This is a genomic window from Pseudomonas sp. Irchel 3H7 (assembly GCF_900187605.1).
GTDB lineage: Bacteria > Pseudomonadota > Gammaproteobacteria > Pseudomonadales > Pseudomonadaceae > Aquipseudomonas.
Genome location: NZ_FYEA01000014.1, coordinates 179680 through 199230 on the forward strand (window position 1 = coordinate 179680; position 19551 = coordinate 199230).

The window sequence follows — 19551 nt, forward strand, 5'->3', positions numbered from 1 at the left end:
TGAGGGACAAGGCAAACGGGCGCTTACGCGCCCCGTTGAGGATCAGATCTTGTTGAACAGACCCAACTGGCTGATCTTGCTGAACGCAAGCTGCGAAGCTTGCAGCATGGTCTGCTGCAGGGTCAAACGAGTCATCACTTCAGCCGGATCCGAATCGCGAATGGAGCCTTGAGTGGTGGTGTTCGCGGTGCTCAGGCTGTCATTGGTGACGGCCTGCATATCCAGCGCCTGACCACGTGCTCCAATCTCGGTCACCGCGGCGCCGATTTGATTGTTGGCCGCGTCGATGTTGCCGAGGCCCGCTTCCATTGCGCCCTGGAATTTCTGCTTGGCCACCGGATCCCCATCGATCGGAGTGTTCAACGCCGTGATCATCTGGCCCAGGGTGTCGAGCACGTTCTGGGTCTGGTGGTCGTTCGGCTGGATCGAAAACTGATCACCGGCAGCCGGGGCAGCGCCCAGTGCGAACGTGACGCCCGCCGCAGTAGCGTTGTTACCGACGATAGTGCCCGAGGACACGGGTTTGCTGTCGGCAGTGACCGGCGCTGCGTACAGATCGAACGCGGTGGCGCTGGTGAACTTGAGGACGGCGCCGCCCTGCGGGAATGCCGCGGTGTAGGCGGCCTGGTCGGTGATGCTGGAGCCGGTGATCACGGCGGTCGACGGGTTACCCGGGCTGCGCGTGGTGGTGAACGAGTCCGGCGCGGTCGACAACTGGAAGCTGTGGCCAGCTATCACCGCGTCCGGGTTGGTGTCGCCGGTCTTCAAGTTGATATTCAACTTCATGTCGACGCCACGGAAGCTCACCGTCTGGTTGGCGCCGCTGCTGTTGCTGACCAGACCGTTCTGGCTCGCTTCAGCGGTCACGTCATTGCCCAGGGCATCAGTGATTTTCAGCTGGGTGCTGCTGAGGAAGCTGACGGTGTACGGCTGGCCGGCAGTGAACTTGGAATCATAGGTGGCGGCAGTGCCGACCGTACCGTTGGACAGCACAACGCGGCCGTCGTCCACGGCCGGCGCAGTCATGGTGACGTTGGTGCGCGCGGTATTGATGGTCTGCTGGAAAGCGGCCCAACCGGTGGTGTTGGTGCCAACAGTCATGCCGTCGCCGATGCCCAGATTGATCGTGGTCTGGTCACCGTTGTAGGAGTAGGTGCCATCGGCGTTCTGCGAGTACGGCGCGGTATCGGTTTTCGAACCGGAGAACAGGTAATTGCCGCTGGCATCCTTGGAGTTCATCAGGCCCAGCACTTGTTGCTGGATCTGGCCCAGTTCCGAAGCGTAAGCCTGGCGGTCCTTGTCGGTGGCCGTGCCGTTGTTGGCCGCCAGGGCAAGTTCCTTGGCGCGTGCCAATGCGGTGGTGATGGAGTCCAGTGTCGACTCCTGCACAGTCAACGAACTTTTGGTGGTGTCGACGTTGGTCTTGTACTGATCCAGCATCGCCGCCTGCTGGCCCAACTGCAGCAAACGCCCGGCACCGATCGGATCATCGGCCGCTGTGTTGATGCGCTGCAGGCTGCTCGCCTCGCTGGCGGTGGCGACTGCCTTGTTGAAGTTACGCTGATAGTCCGACGCTTGCGTGCCGTAATACTGGGCGGTGGAAATGCGCATGAATTACGACTCCTTAAAGGCTGTTGATCAGCGTGGCGAAAGTTTCCTGCGCAGCTTTGATGATCTGCGAAGACGCTGTGTAGTACTGCTGATATTTGACCAGGTTGCCGGTTTCTTCATCCAGGTTGACCCCGGACAGCGAATCGCGCGCGCCTTTGGCGTTGTCCAGAATCGCCGTGGTGGCGGCGCTGTCAGACTTGCCTTGAGCGGTCTTGGTGCCGACGTTGGTCACCAGCTTGTTGTAAGCGTCAGTCAGGCTGATGCCTTTGCTGGCGGAACCGGTATCGACGGTCTGCGCAGTTTGCAGGGCGACCAGCGATTGCGCGTTGCGGTTGTCCGAGGACGCCGCACCGGTGAGGTTCATGGTGAAGGTTTCGCCAGGCTTCGGCGTGCCGCCAACGGTGGTCTGTACGGAGAAGGTTTTCTGTACGTTCGGCGTAACGCTGGTGTCCAGCACCGGGTTGCCGCTGGCATCGACGATGCCGACTTTAAGTTCCAGCGCGTTCGATTGACCGGGAACGATAGTGCCGCTGCTGATGAGGCCGCCCTTGGCATCCACAAAAGTGTAAGACTGGCTGCCCCCGGAGACCGCACCGAACACCAGTTTCACCGGCGTCGAATTCTTCAGCGCCGCCTGCATGTCAGCCTGGGAAGTCGGGTTGTAAATATCGATCTTGCTGTTGAGCGTCGGCTGGGTGAAGGTGCCCAGACCGCTGGCGCTGGCCACACCGGTCAACGGACCGGCCGCAGCGATTTTCTTCGGATCGGTGAGCACCGTCTGGATGCTCGCCGCCGCATTGCGGGTCGGGGTGATTTTGAAGCTGTCACCGGCGCTCAATGCCCCACCCTTGAGGGCGAGGGTGAATCCGTCGATCACTGGCGGCGGATTGGTTGTGGTGCTGAAGGCGCCCATGTCGGTGCCGTCGGAACGCTTGACGGTGTAGTCCGTGGCGCTGGTGAACGTCACTTGGTAATCGCTGGTGGTCAGCTTGCCGGTGTCCTTGATGGTGACATCGAGGTTTCCGGAACCGGTGCTGTTGCCCGACTGCGCGATGCTGCGCGAACTGATCAGCGCGGCACTGTTGATGTTGTTGAAAATCGCCGCACCGAAGTCACCGTTCTTGTCGATGCCTTGCGCTTGCTGGCTGTTGACCTGATCAGCGATCACCAGCGCCACTCGGCCCAGCTCGTTGAGCGACGGGTCGAGGACTTCTTTGCGGTAAGTCAGCAGGCCACCGATTTCGCCACCGCTCATCGCCGAGGTGATGTCGATGGTGCTCGAACCGCGATCCATCTGGATGGCCATGCGCGACGGGTCGTCTTTGCTTGCGACCATGCTCAGCGTGTTGGTGGTGTTGCCGATCACCAACGGCTGACCGCTGCCGATGTAGACATCGAAACTGGTGCCACGCTCGACGATCTGTGCACCGGTCAGTTCGGAGAGCTGGCGTACGGCTTCGTTGCGGCTGTCGAGCAGATCGTTCGGCGCACCACCGCTGGTGGAGATCTCGCCGATCTTCTGGTTCAGGTTGGCAATCGAGGTGGCCAGCTTGTTCACCTGGGCCGTCATGTCGCCCAGGCTGCCGTTGAGGGTGGTGTTCTGGTCGTTGAGCTGTTTGGCAATGGTGTTGAAACGACTGGTCAGCGCCTGCGCACCGGTCAGCACCGATTGACGGGAAGTGTCATCGGTCGCCGAGGTCGAAACGCCCTGCATCGTGGTAAAGAATTTTTGCAGCACACCGGTCAGGCCGGTGTTGGTGTCCGACAACATGGAGTCCAGCGGCGTGGCCTGGGCCAGAAACGCGGCCGATTCGCTGTCGAGCGAGGTGGCCGTGTGCAGTTGGCTTTCCAGGTACGAGTTGTACACCCGGCGCACGTCAGCCAGGGTGGTGCCCGTACCGATGAACACGGTGCCGTACTGCTGCGAGGATTTGGTGCCCTGCACGGTTTGCTGACGTGAATAACCGGCGGTGTCGACGTTGGCAATGTTGTTGCCTGTCGTAGCCAAAGAGGACTGGCTGGCCGACAGTCCCGACATCCCGATATTGAGCAAACTCATGGTTCAGACCTTATACCTTGTGCCTTATAAAGGCGTGGTGGATACACCCGCCGCAGCGTAGTTTTGGAAACTGTTCATCTGCTTGGCTATCTGCGAAATCTTGCTTGCGTAGTTCGGGTCGGTGGCGTAACCGGCCTTTTGCAACTCGCGTACAAACTGTTCTGGGTTATCGGCAGACTTCACGACATCTTGATAGCGATTATTGCTCTGCAGCAAAGTCACCAGATCGTGGAAGCTGTCCTTGTACGAGGCGTAGGAACGGAACTCGGCCGTCTCCTTGACCATCTCGCCATTACGGAACTCGCTGGTGATCGCGCGGGCCGAATCGCCCTTCCAGTTGCTGCTCGCCTTGATGCCGAACAGGTTGTGGCTGCTGCTGCCATCCTGGGCGCGCATGACCGACTTGCCCCAACCGGTTTCCAGCGCCGCTTGCGCCACCAGATAACGCGGATCGACGCCGATGCGGTCGGCCGCTTCCTTGGCCATCGGCAGCATGGTGTTGACGAATTCGTCGGCGGAACTGAAGGCTTTCTTCGCCGGCGCCAACGGGATCTGCGCCATGGCGCGACCGTAAATCTGCATCTGCCCGCCGGAGGCTTTTTCGCCCTCGGCGCGTGCCAGCCAGTCGCCGTTGTACAGCGGGCCGGCGCCAGTGGTAGCCGCGGTAGTCGCGCGTTGCGGCAATTGCGTGGCCACTGCCGGCGTAGCCGATGGCACCAGGCCTGCAAGCAAACGATCGGCCAGCTTCGGTGGCAGAGCCAGACGACGCTGATTGATCAGTTCCATGTCATTGCGATGAGCCAGTTGCGTGTTCGGCGCGCTCACCGAACGCGAAGCCCACAATGGACGCTCGCCATTGAGGCGCGACAACGGGCCGTTGGTAGCAACGGTGCCAGCGGCAACCGGTGTGACCACGGCCGCAGCTTTCGCCTTGGCCTCTTCCTGCTTGGCGGCGGACGCGGCCGCAGCCTCACCCGGCGCCAGCGGTTTGTTCTTCGACATCTGCCGCATCAGCACGTCGGCCAGACCGATACCACCGCCCTCGCGGGACATGGAAACCGCCAGTTGCTGGTCGTACATTTCCTGATACTGCTTGGCCGCCGGCGTGTTCAGCGGGTTGTCTTCACCCAAGGCGTTAGTCGCCGAGCGCATCGACTTGAGCATCTCGCCGAGGAACAGCGATTCGAATTCCTGCGCCACTTTGCGCAGGTTCGCATCGCTGTTCTTGTCGCCGACCTTGAGCTGGTTCAGGCGATTGAGGTCCGAGTAGGAACCCGAATCGCTACTGCTGACCAGACCGCTTTTGCGCATATCCATAAGGGTTGGCCTCAGATCACGATCAGGTCGGCTTGCAACGCGCCGGCCTGCTTCAAGGCTTCGAGAATGGCCATCAAGTCACCCGGTGCCGCGCCGACCTGGTTCACCGCCCGCACGATCTCGTCGAGGGTGGTGCCCGGGCCGAACTTGAACATCGGTTTGGCTTCCTGCTCGGCATTCACCCGCGAGCGTGGCACGACAGCGGTCTGGCCATTGGATAGCGGGCCGGGCTGGCTGACAATCGGGTCTTCGGTGATGGTCACGGTCAGGCTGCCGTGGGTCACGGCGGCTGGCGACACTTTCACGTTCTGGCCGATGACGATGGTACCGGTACGCGAGTTGATGATGACTTTCGCCACCGCCTGACCCGGATCGACTTCGAGGTTTTCCAGGATCGACAGGTAGTCGACGCGCTGGCTCGGATCGAGTGGCGCGGTGACGCGGATCGAACCGCCATCGATGGCTTGCGCAACGCCAGGGCCAAGCATGTCGTTGATCTTGTCGACGATACGTTTGGCGGTGGTGAAGTCGGAACGGTTGAGGTTCAGCGTCAGGCTGTTGCCCTGGTTGAAACCGCTCGGCACCGAGCGCTCTACCGAGGCACCGCCCGGAATGCGACCGGCCGACGGAACGTTGACGGTGATCTTCGAACCGTCACGGCCCTCTGCGTCGAAACCGCCGACCACAAGGTTACCCTGAGCAACTGCGTAGACGTTGCCGTCGATACCCTTGAGCGGGGTCAGCAACAGCGTACCGCCGCGCAAGCTCTTGGAGTTACCGATGGAGGACACGGTAATGTCGACCTGTTGACCTGGCTTGGCGAACGCCGGCAAGTCGGCACTGATCGACACCGCCGCGACGTTTTTCAACTGCACGTTGCCCGATCCCGGCGGCACTTTGATGCCGAACTGCGAGAGCATGTTGTTGAAGGTCTGCAGGGTGAACGGGGTTTGCGTCGTCTGGTCGCCGGTGCCGTTAAGCCCGACCACCAGGCCGTAACCGATCAACTGGTTGGAACGCACGCCGGAAATGCTGGCGATATCTTTCAGCCGCTCGGCGTGGGCACCAAAAGCGGCGGACATCAGGGTCGCCGCCAGCATGAAGCTTTTCAGATTCAACGTAGCCACCTAGAAAGGGAACAGCGGGCTGAGGAAGAAACGGTCGAACCAGCCTGGCTGACTCGTATCGGCAAATGCGCCGGTACCCGAGTAGGTGATGCGTGCATCGGCGACCCGGGTCGACGACACGGTGTTGTCCGTGGCGATGTCATCGGCGCGCACCAGGCCGGCGATGCGCACCAGCTCGTCACCGGTGTTCAGCGTCAGCCACTTCTCGCCACGCACGGCGATAATGCCGTTGGGCAGCACGTCAGCGACGGTCACGGTGATCGAACCGGTCAGGCTGTTGCTCTGCCCGGACTTGGCGTCGCCCTTGGTCGAACGGTCAGCGCTATAGCCGGCGTTCAGACTCAGGTCACCGCCACCAATCGGGTTGTTGGTGGTCAGGCTGGAGCCGAACAACGAAGTCAGACCGACACTGTTATCGCTGTTCTTGTCCATCTGCGAGTTGGCGTTCTTGCTCGCCTGCGTGCGCTCGTTCAGGGTGATGGTGATGATGTCACCGACCCGGAAAGCCTTGCGGTCGCTGTACAGGTTCTGCTCGAAGCCGGCCTGATAGATCGAGCCATTATTGGCGGCAGCCGGCAACGGCGTGCGCGGCAACACCGGGGCGTAGTAAGGGTCATTGGGCTTGGGCGTCGGGGCGACGCAGCCCGCGAGCGAGACGACCCCACTCAATGCCAGAACAGATACAAAGCGATTCATGACCCTACCTCACGGTGTTGCAGGCGACCTCATGGCCGCCTCATAGACTTGATTACAGATTCTGCGTTACGAACGAGAGCATCTGGTCAGCGGTGGAGATCACCTTGGAGTTCATCTCGTAAGCGCGCTGAGTGGTGATCATGTTGACCATCTCTTCAACGGTGCTGACGTTGGAGGTTTCCAGGGTGTTCTGCAGGGTCGTACCGAAACCGGCCAGACCCGGAGTGCCGACTTGCGGCGCGCCGGAAGCGGCAGTTTCCAGGAACAGGTTGTTGCCCACGGCTTGCAGACCGGCCGGGTTGATGAAGTCGGCGGTTTGCAGATTGCCGATCACCTGCGACGCAGCGTTGCCAGCAACCGTGATGGACACGGTGCCGTCACGACCGACGGTGAAGGTCTGGGCATCGTTCGGAATGACAATGGCCGGTTCCAGAGCGAAACCACTGGCGTTAACAATCTGGCCATTGGAATCGAGGTGGAAGGTACCGTCACGGGTGTACGACGTGGTGCCGTCCGGCTGCAGAATCTGGAAGAAACCGCGACCGTCGATGGCCATGTCCAGCGGCTGCTCGGTGGTTTGCAGGCTGCCGGCGGTGAAGTTTTTCTGGGTGCCGACGATGCGCACACCAGTACCCAGTTGCAGACCCGACGGCAGTTCGCTGTCCTGGGTCGACTGGGCGCCTGGTTGACGCTTGATCTGATAGAGCAAGTCCTGGAACTCGGCGCGATCACGTTTGAAACCCGTGGTCGACACGTTTGCCAGGTTGTTGGAAATGGTGGTCAGGTTGGTGTCCTGGGCGGACAGACCGGTTTTGGCAACCCATAGAGCCGGAAGCATTCGATTCTCCTCGTGCGCCTGTTTTACGGCGCGACGTTCTGATAATTAGCTGATCTGCAAGACCCGAGCCATGGCCTGGTCGTCGTCTTTGGCGGTGTTCATCATTTTGACGTGCAACTCGAACTGCTTGGCCAGGGCCAGCACCGAGGTCATCTCTTCAACGGCGTTGACGTTGCTCGACTCGAGGAAACCCGACACCAGCTTGACGTTGGCATCGGCCGGCGCAGGCTGGCCGTCCTTGGTGTAGATCGAGCCGTCGAGGCCCTTGTTCATGTTCTTGATGTCCGGGTTGACCAGTTTGATCCGGTCGACTTCCGCCATGACGCGCGGGCCTTCGCCCATCGCACGAATACTGATGGTGCCGTCTTCACCGACTTCGATCTGCTGCTCGGGCGGCACGGCGATCGGACCGCCGTTGCCGATCACCGGCATGCCGTTGCCGGCGCGCAAAACGCCGAGGGCGTCGACGTTGAGGCTGCCGGTGCGCACGTAGCTTTCGCCGCCGTTCGGGTTCTGTACGGCAATGAAGCCGTTGCCGGTCACCGCGACGTCGAGGTCGCGGCCGGTCTGCACCAGCGAGCCCGGGGTGAAGTCGGTTGCAGGCCGTTCGCTCATGGCAAACGCACGCGCCGGAAAGCTGTCACCGAACACCGGCATCGAACGCGCCTGCTCCAGGTCGCGCTGAAAACCGTTGGTGGAGATGTTCGCCAGGTTGTTGGCATGCGCCTTTTGCGCCAGCGCATTCTGGCTGGCGCCGGTCATTGCCACATAAAGGTACTTGTCCACACTCTTTCCTCTGCATGCCGGACGTTTGCCGCCCACCGCTGTACTGCTGAGCCATAAGCAATTTGCAGACCAACTTTTTTCTGGCGCACAAAGGCCCGGTAAACAAAGGACTTGAGGGATGGCGAGAGGAAATTTGAAATGTATCGAAGTCGAAAAACCGGCGGTGTTATGCCGCTTGGCGGCAAAAGATCAAAAGATCGCAGCGTGCCGCAGCTCCTACATTTGAAATGCGTATTCCTGTAGGAGCTTGCCGAAGGCTGCGATCTTTTGATCTTAAGCTTCGGGATCTTTGCCGACCTCATATTCACGCAGTTTGTTGGCAATCGTGGTGTGCGAAACCCCCAGCCGCTTACCCAACTGCCGACTGCTCGGATGCTCGGAATACAGCCGCTCCAGCACTGCTTTCTCGAAGCGCCCGACAATCTCGTCCAGCCCACCCTCCAGCGAGAAATCGCCAAGCGGCTGACGCACGCCGTAATCCGGCAGACGAATATGCTCAGCTTTCACCGTGCCGCCATCGCACAGTGAAACTGCCTGGAACAAAACGTTTTCCAACTGCCGCACGTTGCCCGGCCAGTGGTAATGACTGAGGCGATCCATCGCCGCCGGCGCCAGTTTCGGCAGCGAGCAGCCGATCTGCCGACTGGCCTGATCAAGAAAATGCTCTACCAGTGGGGTTAACCCGTCGAGGCATTCGCGCAGCGGCGGGATGTGCAAGGAGAGCACGTTCAAGCGGTGATACAAATCCTGGCGAAACTCGCCCCGTGCGCACAGCTCAGACAAGTCCACCTGGGTGGCGCAGATCACCCGCACATCCAGATAAACCTCTTCATCACTGCCGACCCGGCGGAAGCAACCGTCCTGCAGAAAACGCAACAACTTCACCTGCAAGCGCGGACTCATTTCACCGACACCGTCGAGAAACAGCGTGCCGCCCGCGGTCAATTCCAATAGCCCAAGCTTGCCCTCAGCGCGCGCGCCTTCGAACGCACCCGGGCCATAACCGAACAACTCGGTCTCGGCCATCGACTCGGGCAGGCCGGCGCAGTTAAGCGCCATCAACGGCGACTGCCCGCGCGGACTGGCGAGGTGGCAGGCACGCGCCAGCAACTCCTTACCGGTGCCGGTTTCGCCTTCAATCAATAGCGGCGCATCCAGTGGTGCCATACGCCGCGCTTCCCGCACCACGGCGGCCATGACTTTCGAACTCTGGAAGATGCTGTCGAAGCCACGCAACTCTTGCTTGCGCACGTTGTAGATGCGCTCGCCAACGCGGTCGGCGCGATGCAAGGTCAGCACGGCACCGGCCATCGCTTCACTGTCGTCGTGCTCCGATTGCAGCGGTGCGATGTCGGCCAGAAAGATGTCGCCCTTGACCTTGACCCGCATGCCATTGATTCGCGATTTATTCGCGCGCACCAGCTCCGGCAAGTCGAAATCTTCGGCGTAGCGCGACAACGGAATCCCCGGCACCTCATCAACGCGCACACCGAGCAACTGCGCCGCCGCGCGGTTGGCCGCGACGATCGAGCCACCCATGTCGATCGACAACACCGGAAACTCCAGTGCGCCGAGCAGCGCATTCAACTCCATGTGCCGTCGTTCGCTGGGCATCAGCCCTACCCGCTTGACGCCAAACACCCCGGCGATCGCTTCGAACTTGGGGCGCAGCGCTTGAAACTGAATATTGATCAGGTTCGGACAGTGCAGGTAGATCGCATTGCCATGCTCGCCACCGACCTCGCCGCGCGCGACGTTGATCCCATAGGCAACCAGCAGGTTGAGAATGTCGCGCAGGATGCCGATGCGGTTCTGGCAGTGGACTTTGATGCGCATATAAATCGCCCGAATAAACGATGAGAAACCTGTAGGAGTGAGCCTGCTCGCGATGGCTTTGGGTCAGTTGATATTGATGCTGACTGATACACCGCTATCGCGAGCAGGCTCATTCCTACAGGGGACCGCGCCAGACTTTTCTATGGTGGCACGCAGATAGTTGTCAAGATTATGTGACAGCCATCGGCCTTTTCAAACCCATGAATCACCGTAAATGCGAGATATCCGTCAAACCGTAACGATAACTTTACGAATTAAAGAGAAATTTCCTACGCGCAGGCCATTCAACCTGCTGCACATCAACCCGCTCTCAGGTAATTCTGAATCCATCGCTGGACATAACAAGAACGAATTCCCCTAGCAGGAGAGCAGTATGAAGCAGACGCAATACGTGGCCCGCGAGCCCGATGCGCAAGGTTTTATCGACTACCCCGCCGAAGAACATGCGGTGTGGAACACGCTGATCACTCGCCAGCTAAAAGTGATCGAAGGGCGTGCCTGCCAGGAATACCTGGACGGTATCGAAAAACTCGGTCTGCCCCACGACCGCATTCCGCAACTCGGCGAGATCAACAAGGTGCTCGGCGAGACCACCGGTTGGCAGGTCGCCCGCGTGCCGGCACTGATCCCCTTCCAGACGTTTTTTGAACTGCTGGCCAGCAAGCAATTTCCGGTCGCTACATTCATTCGTACCCGCGAAGAGCTGGACTACCTGCAAGAGCCGGATATTTTCCACGAGATCTTTGGTCACTGCCCGTTGCTGACCAACCCGTATTTCGCCGAATTCACCCACACCTACGGCAAACTCGGTTTGCAGGCCACCAAGGAAGAACGCGTTTATCTAGCGCGTCTGTACTGGATGACCATCGAGTTCGGCCTGGTCGACACCCCACAAGGCAAACGCATCTACGGCGGCGGCATCCTGTCCTCACCGAAAGAAACCGTTTACTCGCTGTCGGACGAGCCTGAGCATCAAGCCTTCGATCCGCTCGAAGCCATGCGCACGCCGTATCGCATCGACATCCTGCAACCGCTGTACTTTGTCCTGCCGAACCTCAAGCGTCTGTTCGATGTGGCCCATGAAGACATCATGGCCATGGTTCGCCAGGGCATGCAGCTGGGTCTGCACGCACCGAAATTTCCGCCGAAACCGAAAGCCGCGTGAACCGCGACTTTTGCTGACAATTGAGCCTGTCAGTCGCCGCCACTTTGGTTTAGCGTGACGGCATTGACAGCTCAAACGCTTTAATAAAAAAAACACACTCGATTTCAGGAATACACCATGTCGACTTTGAACCAAGCCCACTGCGAAGCCTGCCGCGCCGATGCGCCACAAGTCAGCGACGAAGAACTGCCGATCCTGATCAAGCAGATCCCTGACTGGAACATCGAAGTGCGCGACAGCATCATGCAACTGGAGAAGGTCTTCCTGTTCAAGAACTTCAAACACGCACTGGCCTTCACCAACGCTGTCGGCGAGATCTCCGAGGCCGAAGGTCATCACCCGGGCCTACTGACCGAGTGGGGCAAAGTCACTGTGACCTGGTGGAGCCACTCGATCAAAGGTCTGCACCGCAACGACTTCATCATGGCCGCGCGTACTGACGAAGTGGCCAAGACTGCAGAAGGACGCAAGTAATGCATTTTGACGCCATCGGCCGGGTACCCGGCGACCCGATCCTCGGCTTGATGGAGGCGTATGCGCAGGACAGCAACCCGCGCAAATTCGACTTGGGCGTTGGCGTCTACAAGGACGCTCAGGGCCTGACGCCGATCCCGGAAGCGGTGAAAATCGCCGAAGCGCGGCTGGTCGAAAGCCAGGACACCAAGACCTACATCGGTGGCCACGGCAACCCGCTGTTCGGCAAAGTCATCAATGAGCTGGTGCTCGGCGCCGACTCGAAGCTGATCGCCGAACAGCGTGCCGGCGCTACTCAGACCCCGGGCGGCACCGGTGCCCTGCGTCTGGCCGCCGACTTCATCGCCCAATGCCTGCCGGGCAAAGGCGTGTGGCTGAGCAACCCGACCTGGCCGATCCACGAAACCATTTTCGCCACGGCCGGGGTCAAGGTCAGTCACTACCCATACGTGGGCAGCGACAACCGCCTCGACGTCGAAGCCATGCTCGCGGTGCTCAACGAAGTGCCGAAAGGTGATGTGGTGCTGCTGCACGCGTGCTGCCACAACCCGACCGGTTTCGATTTGAATCATGACGACTGGCAGCGTGTACTGGACGTGGTGCGCAGGCGCGATCTGCTGCCACTGATCGACTTTGCCTACCAAGGCTTTGGCGACGGTCTGGAGCAGGATGCGTGGTCGACCCGCTTGTTCGCGGCAGAAGTGCCCGAGCTGCTGATCACCAGTTCCTGCTCGAAGAACTTCGGCCTGTACCGCGACCGCACCGGCGCGCTGATCGTCTGCGCGAAAACCGCCGACAAGCTCATCGACATCCGCAGCCAACTGGCCAACATCGCTCGCAACCTGTGGTCGACGCCGCCAGATCACGGCGCGGCAGTGGTCGCGACCATCCTCGCCGATCCAGAGCTGAAAGCCCGCTGGGCCGATGAAGTGGAAGCCATGCGCCTGCGCATTGCGCAACTGCGCAGCGGCTTGGTCGAAGCGCTGGAGCCACACGGCTTGCGCGAGCGCTTTGCGCACATTGGCGTGCAGCGCGGGATGTTCTCTTACACCGGGCTGTCGCCGGAGCAAGTGAAACAACTGCGTGAGCACCACAGCGTGTACATGGTCAGCTCGGGCCGGGCGAACGTTGCCGGTATCGACGCTACGCGCCTCGCCTTGCTGGCCGAAGCCATCGCCAACGTCTGCAAATAATCCCTCCCATTGCTCGCTCCCACGCTCCGCGTGGGAATGCAGCCCGGGACGCTCTGCGTCCCAACAGCGGATGCAGAGCGTCCATTGAGGCATTCCCACGCAGAGCGTTGGAACGATCAATCTCTCGTCTGGGCCTCCCCTGCGGCCATCTGTCGCATTAATTTGAATTAAAAGTCTGATTGTCATTTTTCCTGCTGTATCCTGCGCAGGCTTTCAAGAAGCGCGGATCTACCAGATCTATCAACAGACTTAGCGAGGAGCGCAACCATGCACGAGATTCCTAATCTCCCCTTCCCAAGCCTGCACGTACCTGAGCAGACGACCACGCAACAAGCCGGCGCGGGGCAACCCGAGCCGAAAGAAGCCGTTGAGAGCCGCCCGGCCGACAACGAAGAGTAAGACCCGTCGTACAGACCGTGTGGAAAGCGCTAACATGCGCTTTCCACACTGCCTGAACCCCGAGCCCGCCATGACCGACGAATTCTCCGAAAGCCAAGCTGCCGTACTGATCGGCGCCACCGAGAAAATGATCGAGATCTGGAATCGTCTCTCGCCTGAGAAACAAGCCGCCCTGCTCGCCCGTTTCGGCACAGAGGAAAACGCCCTGGCCGCGCTGGTCACCACGCAGCTGGTTGCCCCCGCCAAACCTTGATGTCGCCATCCAGCAAATAGTTTTACTTTTCCCGCCCCAGATCCGTCCACGTCGGTATCATAAGCAGCCTATCTAATCTGCCGCTCCCGTGGATCGTTACCCATGTCGTCCTCTATGCAAGAACCCCAGCGCCCCCTGGCGGTTACGCTGCAAGTCGTTTCCATCGTCCTCTTCACCTTTATCGGTTACCTGAACATCGGCATTCCGCTCGCGGTGTTGCCGGGCTATGTCCACAGCGATCTGGGCTTTGGTGCGGTGATTGCCGGTCTAGTGATCAGCGTGCAATACCTCGCCACCCTGCTCAGCCGCCCGTACGCCGGCAAGATCATCGATAATCAGGGCAGCAAACGCGCGGTGATGATTGGCCTCGCCGGGTGTGGCTTGAGCGGTGTGTTCATGCTGATTTCGGCGTGGACACCGAGCATGCCGATGCTCAGTTTGATCAGTCTGTTGATCGGTCGACTGGTGCTGGGCAGCGCGGAAAGCCTCGTCGGCTCCGGCTCGATCGGCTGGGGCATCGGCCGGGTCGGCGCAGCGAACACCGCCAAAGTGATTTCCTGGAATGGCATCGCCAGTTATGGCGCACTCGCGGTCGGCGCACCGTTCGGCGTGTGGCTGGTCGGCCAGTTGGGATTGTGGAGCATGGGCGTCAGCATCATCCTGCTCGCCGCACTGGGCCTGTTGCTGGCCTGGCCGAAAACGCCGGCACCGATTGTCGCCGGCGAGCGTCTGCCGTTCATGCATGTGCTCGGTAAAGTGTTTCCCCATGGCTGCGGTCTGGCGCTGGGCTCGATCGGCTTCGGCACCATCGCCACCTTCATCACCCTGTATTACGCGACTCAGCATTGGGACAACGCCGTGTTGTGCCTGAGCCTGTTCGGCGCCAGCTTCATCGGCGCGCGGCTGCTGTTCGGCAACCTGATCAACCGCCTCGGCGGCTTTCGCGTGGCGATTGCCTGTTTGTCGGTGGAAACCCTTGGTCTGCTGCTGTTGTGGCTGGCGCCGGACGCGCACTGGGCGCTGGCCGGTGCGGCGTTGAGCGGGTTTGGTTTCTCGCTGGTGTTCCCGGCGCTGGGCGTGGAAGCGGTGAATCTAGTGCCCGCATCCAGCCGTGGCGCAGCGGTCGGCGCCTATTCGCTGTTCATCGACTTGTCGCTGGGGATCACCGGGCCGCTGGCCGGGGCGATTGCGGCAGGCTTCGGTTTTGCGTCCATCTTCCTGTTCGCCGCCCTCGCCGCGCTAAGCGGATTGGCACTGAGCGTGTATCTGTACAAGCACACCGCCAAGTATCGCGAAGACTAGAAGTCCACTTTGCCGCGCCCGGCCTTGATGCTGCCGCGCTTGGTTTTCGATTCGAGCCGACGCTTCTTTGAGCCGAGGGTCGGCTTGGTCGGGCGGCGTTTCTTTTCGACTTTGGTGGCGCTGAGAATCAGCTCGACCAGACGCTCCAGCGCATCGGCGCGGTTGGCTTCCTGCGTGCGGTATTGCTGCGCCTTGATGATCAACACGCCGTCGCTGGTGATGCGACTGTCACGCAGCGCCAGCAGCCGCTCCTTGTAGAACTCGGGCAAGGACGAGGCCGGTATGTCGAAGCGCAAGTGCATGGCGCTGGAGACCTTGTTGACGTTCTGCCCACCGGCGCCTTGCGCGCGGATGGCGGTCAGTTCGATCTCGGCATCCGGCAGATGCACGTTGTTGGAAATCACCAGCATGGAAAAGCGTCCGTAATCAGAGCGCGCAGGATACCGCGAAACAAACCTCGAACCTGCTGAAGATCCACTGCCGGCCTTCCCCTGTTCGCGATGAAGCCAAAGCAATCGCCATCGATTTGTCAGAAATCGATCAGCCGCCCAACTGCGCAACTTCTTGCGCACCTGTCGTCAAAAAAACGCCCGTCAATAGTCTCCAGCCCATGTCACACGGGCCCTGTAGCCGAGTGCGCAAGAAGTTGCACAGCACTGCGCAACTTCTTGCGCACTTTGAACCGTTTTCCCCAGCAAAAATCGATTTATCCCGCAGTCATCCGGCGCAAACCCTTGCTGCGTAATGGCCATATAGTGGCTGGCACGGATTTTGATATCAAATCGGCACTAACGCCTGCTGAACGCAGGCAGGAAAGACAGGATTGCTCGCCGAGCCAGCCATCCTCGGTCAAAGGAATGACGCAATGAAAGACGCAATTCGCTTGGGCGACTCCACCACTCACGGTGGCAAAGTCCTCGAAGCCTTCTCCCGCACCGACCTCAACGGCAAGCCGATTGCCGGGGTCGGGCACAAGGTCAGCTGCCCGTTGTGCAAAGGGGTTTTCCCGATTGCCGAGGGCAGCAGCACTTACACCGTCGATGGCACACCCATCGCACTGGACGGCATGAAAACCGCCTGCGGCGCCGCGCTGATCGCCAGTGGCCCGAAAGGCGCTGTCGTCAGCTAATTCCGTTTTTTCACTTTGATGCGTACCTCTGAGAGGCGGCTTTTTCTCGCCCGCTCGTTGAGGTCTTCAATTTTTGCCCGCGAAGCCCGGACCTTGTCGCCGGGTGAGATGACGTAATGACCACTGAAACTGCTGTCGCAAAACGTGAGCCCCAAGCTGCCATCGTTCCACTCAATGCCATCGACGTTCAGGACGTCGCCAGCAGTGCAGCGGCTTTCGATGCCTGGCTGCAATCCGCCACCGATGGTGTGGTTACGCTTGACCGGATCAAGAACTACGCCGGTTTCTTGCCGGTGGTCGGCAACATCATGGCACTGGTCGATGCGCTGAGTGACATTGTCACCCTGTCGGACGCCAAGCAACGCGACTTGCTCACCTGGGCCAGCCTTGGCATCAACCTGATCGGCGTCTTGCCGTTGCCGCCGTCGATGGCAGCGGCGCGCATGACCCTGCGGCCGACGCTGTTTCTGGTACGTCAGGAGATGAGGGCCAGCGGCAAGTTGTTGCTCAGCACTTCCGTGATCGAGGTGCTGGTCGGTCACCTGAATGCCTCGATCATCGGCACCCTCGATGACTTTGTTGAGCAAGCCAAAGGCAAGTTACCGGGGATTCTGGCGGACGCTGGCAAGCTCGGCGAACAAATCATCAACGAGATTGCCACCGGTATCGAAACAACAGCCCTTGGCCGGCTGGATGCCATGGGTGATCTGGAGGAAGCCAGCGCAAGAGCAAGCGTCGGGCGCGGCCAACTGCTCAACGACCCCCTCGCGACGGCCGACAACTTTTTAGCGGCCGCCAACAGCGCCTTGAAAGCGGCAGGCAAAGGGATGGTCAACAGCGTCGCGCAGAATCTGCTGCCAAACGATCTCCAGAAACAGATCACCACCGAGACCGGCAAACTGCGCGCGATGGGCCCGGAACTGCGCACGCAGTTGAGCAAGCTCGACGATAAAAATGTGCAGAACTCCATCGGCTGGCTGCTGCAGATCCTCTCCAGCGCCGTGACCCTGTGGCGCAAGCGCAATGCCCATGGCCAGAACGCCGCGGTCCATACGGAGAAGACCGGTAAGGCCACGCACACGGCAGCGGAAGGCGAATTGGGTGTTAACAACAAGCAAGCCCCAGCGAAAAGCGCGCCCAATCCGGAGAAAGGGCCCTGTAAATGCGCCACTGAATTCAGCATCAACTTTGCCCTGGGTTCGGAAAGCCTCAGCCATACCGATTTCAGCCTGCCCGGCCCCTTCCCGATCGAATGGACGCGCACCTACAACTCGCGCCTCGACGCCTACGATCAGAGCGAACTCGGCGCTCGCTGGATCAACGAATTCACCACGCGGTTTGACTGTGTGGACGATGGCCTGACGTTCTACAGCGCCGACGGCCGCGACCACAGCTATCCACTGCCAAAAGTCGGCCTGTTCCACTACGACGCCATTGAAAACATCACCCTGGTCCGCAACAGCGAAGATCAGTTGCTGCTGTGCCGTGGTTTCGAACGCAAGGAAACCTACGTCCGCCGTGGCCAGCGCTTTGTGCTGAGTAACATTTCGCTGCGCAACGGCGCCGGAGTGATGCTGCATTACGAGCATCGTCACGGCGAACACTCGCTGCTCTCCGACCTGATCACCTATCAGGAAAACGATTTCACCAAAGTCCATTTGCACCTCGGCACGATGATCGACGATCACGGCCGGTTTATCGGCCTCTGGCAGATCGTTGACGGCGAACCGCTGCGCCAGCTCTGCGCCTACCAGTACGACGCCTATGGCGACCTGATTCAGGCGCAAGACGAGAACGGCGCCGTCTGGTCGTATCAGTTCCAGCACCACCTGATCACACGCTACACCGACCGCACCGGGCGCGGCATGAACCTGCAGTGGAACGGTTCAAGCGCCAAGGCCAAAGCCGTGCGCGAATGGGCCGATGACGGCAGTTTCGACACGCGTCTGGAATGGGACGAAAACATTCGTCTGACCTACGTCACCGACGCGCTCGGCAACGAGACCTGGCACTACTACGACATCCTTGGCTACACCTACCGCATTCGCTATTCCGACGAGCGTTCGGAATGGTTCTTCCGCGACGAGGCGAAGAACATCGTGCGCCGCGTCAATGCCGACGGCAGCACCGATCGCTACAGCTACGATGAACGCAGCAACCAGCTCGAACACATCCGCGCCGATCACACCGTGATGCATTACGCCTACGACGATCAGGACCTGCTGATCAAGATCAGCGACGCCGAGGGCGGTCAGTGGCAGCGCACCTATGACGACCAAGGCAACCTGGTCGAAGCGCTGGATCCGCTGGGCAACAAAACCGAATACGCCTACAACAAATCCGGCCAGCCCACCGCGATCAAGGACGCCAACGGCAACGAAAAAACCCTCGACTACAACGATGCCGGGCAACTGGTCGAGTACGTCGATTGCTCGGGCAAAACCAGCGCCTGGGAGTACAACGAACTGGGGCAAATGGTCTGCTTCACCGACGCTGCCGGCAACGCCACCGAATACGAATACAAGGCCGGCCAATTGGTGCTGATCAAGCACCCGGACAAGACCGAAGAGCGCTTTGATCGTGATGCCGAAGGTCGGTTGTTGGCGCACGTTGATGGACTCGATCGTTGCACCACGTGGAGCTACAGCGCCGCCGGTTTGATCGCCGAACGTATCGACGCTGCCGAACAAACCCTGCGCTATCGCTGGGACCGTCTCGGACGGTTAACGGCGCTGGAAAACGAAAACGAACAACGCGCGCACTTCCACTACGACCCGGTCGGACGCCTGCTCGAGGAACGCGGTTTCGATGGGCGCAGCACGCGTTATCAGTACGACCCACTGACCGGTCGCCTCGCCCAATCGATCAATGGCCAACGCGTCATCTCGTTGAGCTTCGACCCGATGGGCCGTTTGACTGAACGTCGCGCCACTCTGGGCGACCAGTCGCAAAGCGAAACCTTTGCCTACGATGGCAACGGCAACCTGGTGCTGGCCGACAACGCCGACAGCCGCCTGCAATGGTTCCATGACCCGGCCGGCAATCTGCTGCGCGAGCACCAGCATTACCTCGGACTGGAAAAACCCACCGTCGCGATCTGGCAACACGAGTACGACGTGCTCAACCAACGAGTCGCCAGCGTGCGCCCCGACGGCCACCGCGTCAGCTGGCTGACTTACGGCAGCGGCCACCTGCTGGGCCTGCGCCTCGATGAACACGAACTGATCGGCTACGAGCGTGACGACCTGCACCGCGAAGTCGCCCGCCATCAAGGCAACCACCTGCTGCAAACCCAAAGCTGGGACCCGGCCGGCCGTTTGCAAGAACAACTGCTGGGACGCAGCGACGACAAATCTACGCTGCTCA

Annotated in this window: 17 protein-coding genes; 8 read left to right on the forward strand and 9 right to left on the reverse strand. The window is 60.3% G+C overall.

All coding sequences use genetic code 11. The features are described 5' to 3' along the window. Positions 1–42: 42 nt before the first annotated feature. The 8 genes from CKW38_RS25435 to CKW38_RS25470 form a co-directional block, all read right to left on the reverse strand. Positions 43–1611, reverse strand: a complete 1569-nt coding sequence (locus CKW38_RS25435) for a flagellar hook-associated protein 3 (protein WP_095114164.1) — start codon at positions 1609–1611, stop codon at positions 43–45. 13 nt (positions 1612–1624) lie between these two features. Beyond that, the gene (flgK, locus tag CKW38_RS25440) at positions 1625–3670 is read right to left on the reverse strand and encodes a flagellar hook-associated protein FlgK (protein ID WP_007920110.1); all 2046 of its coding nucleotides are present in this window, start codon (positions 3668–3670) and stop codon (positions 1625–1627) included. A 24-nt stretch (positions 3671–3694) separates the two neighbouring features. After that, on the reverse strand, positions 3695–4987 hold the full coding sequence (flgJ, locus tag CKW38_RS25445) for a flagellar assembly peptidoglycan hydrolase FlgJ (RefSeq protein ID WP_095114165.1): 1293 nt from the start codon (positions 4985–4987) through the stop codon (positions 3695–3697). A gap of 11 nt (positions 4988–4998) precedes the next feature. Beyond that, the gene (locus CKW38_RS25450; protein ID WP_042704956.1) at positions 4999–6087 is read right to left on the reverse strand and encodes a flagellar basal body P-ring protein FlgI; all 1089 of its coding nucleotides are present in this window, start codon (positions 6085–6087) and stop codon (positions 4999–5001) included. Positions 6088–6114: 27 nt separating this feature from the next. Beyond that, positions 6115–6810, reverse strand: a complete 696-nt coding sequence (gene flgH, locus CKW38_RS25455) for a flagellar basal body L-ring protein FlgH (RefSeq protein WP_007920116.1) — start codon at positions 6808–6810, stop codon at positions 6115–6117. 52 nt (positions 6811–6862) lie between these two features. Beyond that, the gene (flgG, locus tag CKW38_RS25460) at positions 6863–7648 is read right to left on the reverse strand and encodes a flagellar basal-body rod protein FlgG (protein WP_007920118.1); all 786 of its coding nucleotides are present in this window, start codon (positions 7646–7648) and stop codon (positions 6863–6865) included. Positions 7649–7693: 45 nt separating this feature from the next. Further along, on the reverse strand, positions 7694–8434 hold the full coding sequence (locus CKW38_RS25465) for a flagellar basal body rod protein FlgF (protein WP_007920119.1): 741 nt from the start codon (positions 8432–8434) through the stop codon (positions 7694–7696). A 273-nt stretch (positions 8435–8707) separates the two neighbouring features. Then, positions 8708–10270: a sigma-54-dependent phenylalanine hydroxylase transcriptional regulator PhhR gene (locus CKW38_RS25470; protein WP_007920121.1), complete on the reverse strand. Its 1563-nt coding sequence runs from the start codon at positions 10268–10270 to the stop codon at positions 8708–8710. Between the two features lie 373 nt (positions 10271–10643). Here CKW38_RS25470 and phhA point away from each other — a divergent pair, with 373 nt between their 5' ends. The 6 genes from phhA (at position 10644) to CKW38_RS25495 (ending at position 15056) form a co-directional block, all read left to right on the forward strand. After that, positions 10644–11435, forward strand: a complete 792-nt coding sequence (gene phhA / locus CKW38_RS25475; RefSeq protein ID WP_007920123.1) for a phenylalanine 4-monooxygenase — start codon at positions 10644–10646, stop codon at positions 11433–11435. Positions 11436–11552: 117 nt separating this feature from the next. Then, positions 11553–11909, forward strand: a complete 357-nt coding sequence (locus CKW38_RS25480; RefSeq protein WP_003222798.1) for a 4a-hydroxytetrahydrobiopterin dehydratase — start codon at positions 11553–11555, stop codon at positions 11907–11909. Continuing rightward, complete coding sequence (locus tag CKW38_RS25485) at positions 11909–13102, forward strand: amino acid aminotransferase (RefSeq protein WP_095114166.1); 1194 nt, start codon at positions 11909–11911, stop codon at positions 13100–13102. The genes CKW38_RS25480 and CKW38_RS25485 overlap by 1 nt, the downstream gene beginning before the upstream one ends. Positions 13103–13369: 267 nt before the next feature. Then, on the forward strand, positions 13370–13501 hold the full coding sequence (locus CKW38_RS30470) for a hypothetical protein (RefSeq protein ID WP_016987951.1): 132 nt from the start codon (positions 13370–13372) through the stop codon (positions 13499–13501). A gap of 70 nt (positions 13502–13571) precedes the next feature. Continuing rightward, entirely contained in the window at positions 13572–13754 is a 183-nt protein-coding gene (locus tag CKW38_RS25490) for a hypothetical protein (protein ID WP_042704957.1), read from the forward strand. Between the two features lie 114 nt (positions 13755–13868). Beyond that, complete coding sequence (locus tag CKW38_RS25495) at positions 13869–15056, forward strand: MFS transporter (RefSeq protein ID WP_176472370.1); 1188 nt, start codon at positions 13869–13871, stop codon at positions 15054–15056. On the opposite strand, the gene arfB is transcribed toward CKW38_RS25495, so the two are convergent. Continuing rightward, complete coding sequence (gene arfB / locus CKW38_RS25500) at positions 15053–15466, reverse strand: alternative ribosome rescue aminoacyl-tRNA hydrolase ArfB (RefSeq protein WP_007920134.1); 414 nt, start codon at positions 15464–15466, stop codon at positions 15053–15055. The two genes, CKW38_RS25495 and arfB, sit on opposite strands and share 4 nt — an antisense overlap. 455 nt (positions 15467–15921) lie before the next feature. Between arfB and CKW38_RS25505 the strand changes: the two genes are divergently transcribed. After that, positions 15922–16185 carry a PAAR domain-containing protein gene (locus CKW38_RS25505; protein WP_007920142.1) on the forward strand — a complete coding sequence of 88 codons (264 nt, stop codon included), beginning with the start codon at positions 15922–15924 and terminating at the stop codon, positions 16183–16185. Between the two features lie 116 nt (positions 16186–16301). Continuing rightward, on the forward strand, positions 16302–19551 hold a 3250-nt coding region (locus CKW38_RS25510; RefSeq protein WP_095114168.1), incomplete at its 3' end, for a DUF6531 domain-containing protein.

Coding starts and splice junctions, on each gene's coding strand:
- CKW38_RS25435 (WP_095114164.1), bottom strand. CDS start 1,611: ATGCGCATTTCCACCGCCCAGTATTACGGCACGCAAGCGTCGGACTAT.
- flgK (WP_007920110.1), bottom strand. CDS start 3,670: ATGAGTTTGCTCAATATCGGGATGTCGGGACTGTCGGCCAGCCAGTCC.
- flgJ (WP_095114165.1), bottom strand. CDS start 4,987: ATGGATATGCGCAAAAGCGGTCTGGTCAGCAGTAGCGATTCGGGTTCC.
- CKW38_RS25450 (WP_042704956.1), bottom strand. CDS start 6,087: ATGCTGGCGGCGACCCTGATGTCCGCCGCTTTTGGTGCCCACGCCGAG.
- flgH (WP_007920116.1), bottom strand. CDS start 6,810: ATGAATCGCTTTGTATCTGTTCTGGCATTGAGTGGGGTCGTCTCGCTC.
- flgG (WP_007920118.1), bottom strand. CDS start 7,648: ATGCTTCCGGCTCTATGGGTTGCCAAAACCGGTCTGTCCGCCCAGGAC.
- CKW38_RS25470 (WP_007920121.1), bottom strand. CDS start 10,270: ATGCGCATCAAAGTCCACTGCCAGAACCGCATCGGCATCCTGCGCGAC.
- phhA (WP_007920123.1), top strand. CDS start 10,644: ATGAAGCAGACGCAATACGTGGCCCGCGAGCCCGATGCGCAAGGTTTT.
- CKW38_RS25480 (WP_003222798.1), top strand. CDS start 11,553: ATGTCGACTTTGAACCAAGCCCACTGCGAAGCCTGCCGCGCCGATGCG.
- CKW38_RS25485 (WP_095114166.1), top strand. CDS start 11,909: ATGCATTTTGACGCCATCGGCCGGGTACCCGGCGACCCGATCCTCGGC.
- CKW38_RS30470 (WP_016987951.1), top strand. CDS start 13,370: ATGCACGAGATTCCTAATCTCCCCTTCCCAAGCCTGCACGTACCTGAG.
- CKW38_RS25490 (WP_042704957.1), top strand. CDS start 13,572: ATGACCGACGAATTCTCCGAAAGCCAAGCTGCCGTACTGATCGGCGCC.
- CKW38_RS25495 (WP_176472370.1), top strand. CDS start 13,869: ATGCAAGAACCCCAGCGCCCCCTGGCGGTTACGCTGCAAGTCGTTTCC.
- arfB (WP_007920134.1), bottom strand. CDS start 15,466: ATGCTGGTGATTTCCAACAACGTGCATCTGCCGGATGCCGAGATCGAA.
- CKW38_RS25505 (WP_007920142.1), top strand. CDS start 15,922: ATGAAAGACGCAATTCGCTTGGGCGACTCCACCACTCACGGTGGCAAA.